This window comes from Nocardioides pakistanensis, assembly GCF_054781215.1.
The window spans coordinates 276,901-283,562 of the sequence record NZ_BAAGUV010000002.1; the positions used below are offsets into that span (position 1 = coordinate 276,901).

Consider the following 6,662-nt stretch of genomic DNA (forward strand, 5'->3'; position numbering starts at 1 on the left):
GCGTTTTGAGATTGTCGTACGCACGCGACGCGTCAGCTGACCGGCCACAGCCAGCAGCACACGCGTCACCCCTCGTTTGCCCACCGGGCCGAGGGGTTTTTTGTTGGGCGAGATGCACGGACAAGAGGGAAGGCGATCATGAGCGAGCAGGCCACCGGCGCGCGTGTGACAGGGGCGCAGAGCCTCATCAAGGCGTTGGAGTGCGCTGGAGCCGAGAACGTATTCGGCATCCCGGGCGGGGCGATCCTCCCCGCCTACGACCCGCTCTTCGACTCCGTCAAGCTCCGCCACATCCTGGTGCGTCACGAGCAGGGAGCCGGCCACGCCGCCCAGGGCTATGCCGCGGCCACCGGCAAGGTCGGCGTGTGCATGGCCACCAGCGGGCCGGGCGCGACGAACCTGGTGACCCCGCTGGCCGACGCCTACATGGACTCGGTGCCGGTCGTGGCGATCACGGGTCAGGTCTCCAGCGGCTCGATCGGCACCGACGCCTTCCAGGAGGCCGACATCCGCGGCATCACCATGCCGATCACCAAGCACAACTTCCTGGTCACCGACGCCGCCGAGATCCCGCGCACGATCGCCGAGGCGTTCTACATCGCCTCGACCGGTCGGCCCGGCCCGGTGCTGGTCGACATCTCCAAGGACGCCCTGCAGGCCACGACCACCTTCGAGTGGCCCACCGAGCTGAACCTGCCCGGCTACCGCCCGGTGACCCGCCCGCACGCCAAGCAGGTGCGCGAGGCGGCGAAGCTGATCCTCGAGGCCCGCCGGCCGGTGCTCTACGTCGGCGGTGGCGTGATCCGGGCGCGGGCGGCCAAGGAGCTGCGCGTGCTCGCGGACATGACCGGGATCCCGGTCGTCACCACGCTGATGGCCCGTGGCGCGTTCCCCGACAGCCACCCCCAGCACCTCGGCATGCCGGGCATGCACGGCACCGTGGCCGCGGTCGCGGGGCTGCAGCGCAGCGACCTGATCGTCAGCCTGGGCGCGCGCTTCGACGACCGGGTGACCGGCAACCTGGACTCCTTCGCACCCAACGCCAAGGTCGTCCACGCCGACATCGACCCGGCCGAGATCGGCAAGAACCGCGCGGTCGACGTGCCGATCGTCGGCGACGCCCGCGAGGTGATCGCCGACCTGATCGTCGCGCTGCAGGCCGAGGCGGACGCCGGCCACGAGGGCGACTACGCGGCCTGGAGGGGCTTCCTCGAAGGGGTGAAGGCCAAGTACCCGCTGGGCTACGACGCTCCCGAGGACGGCTCGCTCTCCCCGCAGTACGTCCTGGAGCGGCTCGGCAAGATCGCCGGCCCGGAGGCGGTGTACGTCGCCGGGGTCGGCCAGCACCAGATGTGGGCCACCCACTTCATCGGCTACGAGAACCCCAACACCTGGATCAACTCCGGCGGTCTCGGCACGATGGGCTTCTCCGTGCCCGCCGCCATGGGCGCGAAGGTCGCCCGGCCCGAGGCGACCGTGTGGTCGATCGACGGCGACGGCTGCTTCCAGATGACCAACCAGGAGCTGGCCACCTGCGCCATCGAGGGCATCCCGATCAAGGTGGCGCTGATCAACAACTCCTCGCTCGGCATGGTCCGGCAGTGGCAGACGCTGTTCTACAACGAGCGCTACTCCAACACCGACCTGCAGCGCAACGCCGAGATCCGGATCCCCGACTTCCCGAAGCTGGCCGAGGCCTACGGCTGCGTCGGGCTGTCGTGCGACAACCCCGACGACGTGGACTCGGTGATCCAGAAGGCGATGGAGATCAACGACGTGCCCGTCGTGATCGACTTCCGCGTGCACCGCGACGCGATGGTCTGGCCGATGGTCGCCGCCGGCACCAGCAACGACGACATCAAGTTCGCCCGGGACATGGCGCCCGAGTTCGAGGAGGACGACCTGTGAACCGCTGGTCGAGGAGCGAGCGTCTCGAGACCGAGGAGAGCCGATGAGCAAGCACACCCTGTCCGTCCTGGTCGAGAACAAGCCCGGCGTCCTGGCCCGGATCGCGGGGCTGTTCAGCCGTCGTGGCTTCAACATCGACTCGCTGGCCGTCGGCCCGACCGAGCACGCCGAGGTCTCCCGGATGACGATCGTGGTCAACGTCGAGGAGTCGCCGCTCGAGCAGGTCACCAAGCAGCTGAACAAGCTGGTCGAGGTGATCAAGATCGTCGAGCTCGACCAGCCGGCCTCGGTCACCCGGGAGCTGCTGCTGGTCAAGGTCAAGGCCGACGCCGAGACCCGTGGCCAGGTGCTGGAGACCGTGCAGCTGTTCCGGGCCAAGGTCGTCGACGTCGCCACCGACGCGGTCACGATCGAGGTGACCGGCAACGCCGAGAAGCTCGAGGCGTTCCTCAAGGTGCTCGAGCCGTTCGGGGTCCGCGAGCTCGTGCAGTCCGGGATGGTGGCGATCGGCCGGGGTGGCCGCTCGATCACCGACCGCACCCTGCGTCCGGTGCCCGTCCCGGCGCCCCCCGCAGCCGTCTGACCCCCAGAACCCAAGTAACGCGGGGTTATGGACGCTCCACACGCGTCCTGCCTCGTGGGAACCGTCCATAACACCGCACCAGATGCACACCCGAGAAGGAGAGCCCCCGTGGCTGAGATGTTCTACGACGATGACGCCGACCTGTCCGTGATCCAGGGCCGCAACGTTGCGGTCCTCGGATACGGCAGCCAGGGCCACGCCCACGCGTTGTCCCTGCGCGACTCCGGCGTCGACGTGCGCGTCGGCCTGCCCGAGGGCTCCAAGAGCCGGGCGAAGGCCGAGGCGGAGGGGCTGCGCGTCCTCACGCCGTACGAGGCCTGCGAGGAGGCCGACCTGATCATGATCCTCGCCCCCGACCACAAGCAGCGCGACCTCTACAAGGAGGCCGTCGAGCCCAACCTGGTCGAGGGCGACGCGCTGTTCTTCGGCCACGGCTTCAACATCCGCTTCGGCTACATCACCCCGCCCGAGGGCGTGGACGTGGCCATGGTCGCCCCGAAGGGCCCCGGCCACCTGGTGCGCCGGGAGTTCTCCGAGGGCCGCGGTGTCCCGGTGCTCGTCGCGGTCGAGAAGGACGCCACCGGCAAGGCCTGGGACCTCGCGCTGTCCTACGCCAAGGCGATCGGCGGCCTGCGTGCCGGCGGCATCAAGACCACCTTCACCGAGGAGACCGAGACCGACCTGTTCGGTGAGCAGGCCGTCCTCTGCGGTGGCGTCTCCGAGCTGGTGATGAAGGGCTTCGAGACCCTCACCGAGGCCGGCTACCAGCCCGAGGTCGCCTACTTCGAGTGCCTCCACGAGCTCAAGCTGATCGTCGACCTGATGTACGAGGGCGGCATCGCCAAGCAGCGCTGGTCGGTCTCGGACACCGCGGAGTACGGCGACTACGTCTCCGGCCCGCGCGTCATCGACGACTCGGTCAAGGCGCGCATGAAGGACGTCCTCACCGACATCCAGAACGGCGCGTTCGCCAAGCGGTTCATCGACGACCAGGACGCCGGTGCGCCGGAGTTCAAGGAGCTGCGCGCCAAGGGCGAGCAGCACCCGATCGAGACCACCGGCCGCGAGCTCCGCAAGCTGATGAGCTGGGTGAAGTCGCACGACGCCGACTACACCGAGGGCACCGCCAGCCGCTGACCTCCGGCAGCACGACGACGAACGGCACGTCCCGCACGGGGCGTGCCGTTCGCGTTGTCCGGCTCCATGCCCGGCAAACGCAGCACCATCAGGGCCATGCGGACACAGGCCCTAAGGCGGTACAGACCGGGACGTCGCGCCATTGGGGTCCGCAACCGGACCCCCGAGACTGGGGTCAGGAAACCTGGTCCAGGGGGACGAGCCGGGGGGTGGGGAGCCGGATCCTGGAAGTGGGGGGTGCCATCCCAGGATCCGGGCACCACCTCCGCGCGTCGAGCCGGGTGACCTGGTCAGCTCGAGCCAGGGGGTGGGGGCGTGGGGATCCGTCGAGCGCACCCGCATGTCGTGGAGCGCCAGGGTGCCCTTGTCCGCACACTCGCGCTGGGCGCCGTCGCCGTCGCACTGGGTGCCGTGCTCGCCTCCTCCCAACGGTTGCCGGAGGCACCCCCGGTCCTGCCGGACCTCGCGCCGCAGGTGCTCGGGGTGGAGCTGCCGGCGTACGTCGTCGGTCCGGCTGTCGTGCTCGACCCGACGCCCACGGATCATCCGGCCACCGGCCGGCCGGTGCGGATCCGGGTGCCCGACCTCGGTGTGGACGTGCCGGTGGTGCCGCTCGGGCTCAGCGGAGGCGTGCTCGTGCCTCCCGCCGACCCGCAGCAGCTCGGCTGGTGGGAGGGCGGCGCGGAGCCAGGTGCGCTCGAGGGGACTGCGATCCTCACCGGGCACACCGTGAGCAGCGGCGGGGGAGCGCTGGACCGGCTGCACCGTCTCGACGTCGGCGACAAGGTGGTCGTGGTCACCGCCCGCGGGCGGATCGGCTACCACGTGGACAACGTCGCGAAGTACTCCAAGACCACGCTGGCGCGAGTGTCCGAGAGGGTCTTCGACCAGCACTCGCCGGGACGTCTGGTGCTGGTCACCTGCACCGACTTCGACGGCTCCCAGTACCTCGCGAACACCGTCGCGTTCGCGTCCGTCGAGCAGTGAGCCGGCCCCCGACGGATCGGGTAGAGTTGCCGCTCGGGCACAGCGTCGTGCACGGCCGCTCTCGCGAGACATGCGAGCTGCAGAGCCAGGACAAGCCGACCCTCACACACTTTCGAGGAACACCGTGAGCAAGCCCGTCGTACTCATCGCCGAAGAGCTCAGCCCCGCAACCGTGGACGCGCTGGGCCCCGACTTCGAGATCCGCCACTGCAACGGCGCCGACCGCGCCGAGCTGCTCCCCGCGATCGCCGACGTCGACGCGATCCTCGTCCGCAGCGCCACCAAGGTCGACGCCGAGGCGCTGGCCGCAGCCAAGCGGCTCAAGGTGGTCGCCCGCGCCGGCGTGGGTCTGGACAACGTCGACGTGAAGGCCGCCACGCAGAGCGGCGTGATGGTCGTGAACGCCCCGACCTCCAACATCGTCTCCGCCGCCGAGCTGGCCGTCGCGCTCATGCTCGCCGCCGCCCGCCACGTCGCCCCGGCCAACGCCGCGCTGAAGAACGGCGAGTGGAAGCGGAGCAAGTACACCGGCGTGGAGCTCTACGAGAAGACCGTCGGCATCGTCGGCCTCGGCCGGATCGGCGTCCTCGTCGCGCAGCGGCTCTCGGCCTTCGGCATGAAGGTGATCGCCTACGACCCCTACGTCCAGGCCGGCCGCGCCGCCCAGATGGGCGTCCGTCTGGTGACCCTCGACGAGCTGCTCGCCGAGGCCGACTTCATGTCGGTGCACCTGCCCAAGACCCCCGAGACGATCGGGCTGATCGGCGAGGACGAGCTGGCCAAGGTCAAGCCGAACCTGGTCCTGGTCAACGCCGCGCGCGGTGGCATCGTCGACGAGCACGCGCTCTACCTCGCGCTCAAGGAGGGCCGGGTGGCCGCCGCGGGCCTCGACGTGTTCGCCAGCGAGCCGTGCACCGACAGCCCGCTGTTCGAGTTCGAGAACGTCGTCGCCACGCCGCACCTGGGTGCCTCCACCGACGAGGCCCAGGAGAAGGCCGGCATCGCCGTCGCCAAGTCCGTGCGCCTGGCCCTCAACGGCGAGCTGGTCCCCGACGCGGTCAACGTCCAGGGCGGGGTCATCGCCGAGGACGTCCGGCCCGGGATCCCGCTGGTCGAGAAGCTCGGTCGCGTGTTCACCGCACTGGCCGGTGAGGTGGCCCAGCAGCTCGACGTCGAGGTGCGCGGCGAGATCACGCAGTACGACGTCAAGGTGCTCGAGCTCGCCGCCCTCAAGGGCGTGTTCAGCGACGTGATCGAGGAGCAGGTGTCCTACGTCAACGCCCCGCTGCTCGCCGCGGAGCGGGGCCTCGAGGTCCGCCTGGTCACCGAGCCGGAGAGCCCTGACCACCGCAACCTGATCACCCTGCGCGGCACCCTCGCCGACGGCTCGCAGGTCTCGGTCTCCGGCACGCTGGTGGGCATCGCCCAGCGCGAGCGGCTCGTGGAGGTCAACGGCTACGAGCTCGACATCGAGCCGACCGAGCACCTGGCCTTCTTCCGCTACACCGACCGGCCGGGCATGGTCGGCACGGTCGGGCAGATCCTCGGCCAGGCCGACGTCAACATCGCCGGCATGCAGGTGGCCCGCGACGCCAAGGGCGGTCACGCCCTCGTCGCGCTGTCGGTCGACACCGCGATCACGCCCGAGGTCCTCGAGCAGATCCAGACCGCGATGGACGCCGAGTCGGTCAGCGCCGTGGACCTCACCGAGTAGGTGCCCGCCGTACGCCTGGGTCGGTGAGCCGCGACGTCCCGGACATACGGGACGAGCCGGCGGCGCGCCTGGGCTGGACCGCCCCGCAAGCCTTGCCGAGCGGCTTCCTTCGCAGCCACGCTGGTGGCCTGCGAAGGAGGCCGCCATGATCCGAACCCCTGACCAGCGCGTGCGGGTCTTCGTCTCCTCGACGCTGAGGGAGCTCGCCGAGGAGCGGTCGGCGGTACGGCGGGCAGTGGAGCGGCTGCACCTGTCACCGGTGATGTTCGAGCAATGATCAGAACCTGTGGATGGCCCTCGGCGGGGTGACGTGAAGCGGGCGCACCTCCCGAG

General features: G+C 70.1%; 6 protein-coding genes. All 6 read left to right on the forward strand.

What is annotated here, in order from left to right; all coding sequences use genetic code 11:
• The first annotated feature begins 138 nt into the window (after positions 1-138).
• Entirely contained in the window at positions 139-1,908 is a 1,770-nt protein-coding gene (locus tag ACYVIH_RS01395; RefSeq protein WP_460865108.1) for an acetolactate synthase large subunit, read from the forward strand.
• A gap of 43 nt (positions 1,909-1,951) precedes the next feature.
• The gene (gene ilvN, locus ACYVIH_RS01400) at positions 1,952-2,491 is read left to right on the forward strand and encodes an acetolactate synthase small subunit (RefSeq protein WP_460865110.1); all 540 of its coding nucleotides are present in this window, start codon (positions 1,952-1,954) and stop codon (positions 2,489-2,491) included.
• Positions 2,492-2,599: 108 nt separating this feature from the next.
• Positions 2,600-3,628: a ketol-acid reductoisomerase gene (gene ilvC, locus ACYVIH_RS01405; RefSeq protein WP_460865111.1), complete on the forward strand. Its 1,029-nt coding sequence runs from the start codon at positions 2,600-2,602 to the stop codon at positions 3,626-3,628.
• A gap of 315 nt (positions 3,629-3,943) precedes the next feature.
• On the forward strand, positions 3,944-4,615 hold the full coding sequence (locus ACYVIH_RS01410; RefSeq protein ID WP_460865113.1) for a class F sortase: 672 nt from the start codon (positions 3,944-3,946) through the stop codon (positions 4,613-4,615).
• A 124-nt stretch (positions 4,616-4,739) separates the two neighbouring features.
• Positions 4,740-6,329 (forward strand): phosphoglycerate dehydrogenase, encoded by a 1,590-nt coding sequence (serA, locus tag ACYVIH_RS01415; protein WP_460865116.1) that lies wholly within the window; start codon positions 4,740-4,742, stop codon positions 6,327-6,329.
• 145 nt (positions 6,330-6,474) lie between these two features.
• Positions 6,475-6,606, forward strand: coding sequence for a DUF4062 domain-containing protein (locus ACYVIH_RS01420; RefSeq protein ID WP_460865118.1), 132 nt, complete (start codon positions 6,475-6,477; stop codon positions 6,604-6,606).
• The last annotated feature ends 56 nt before the right edge of the window (positions 6,607-6,662 follow it).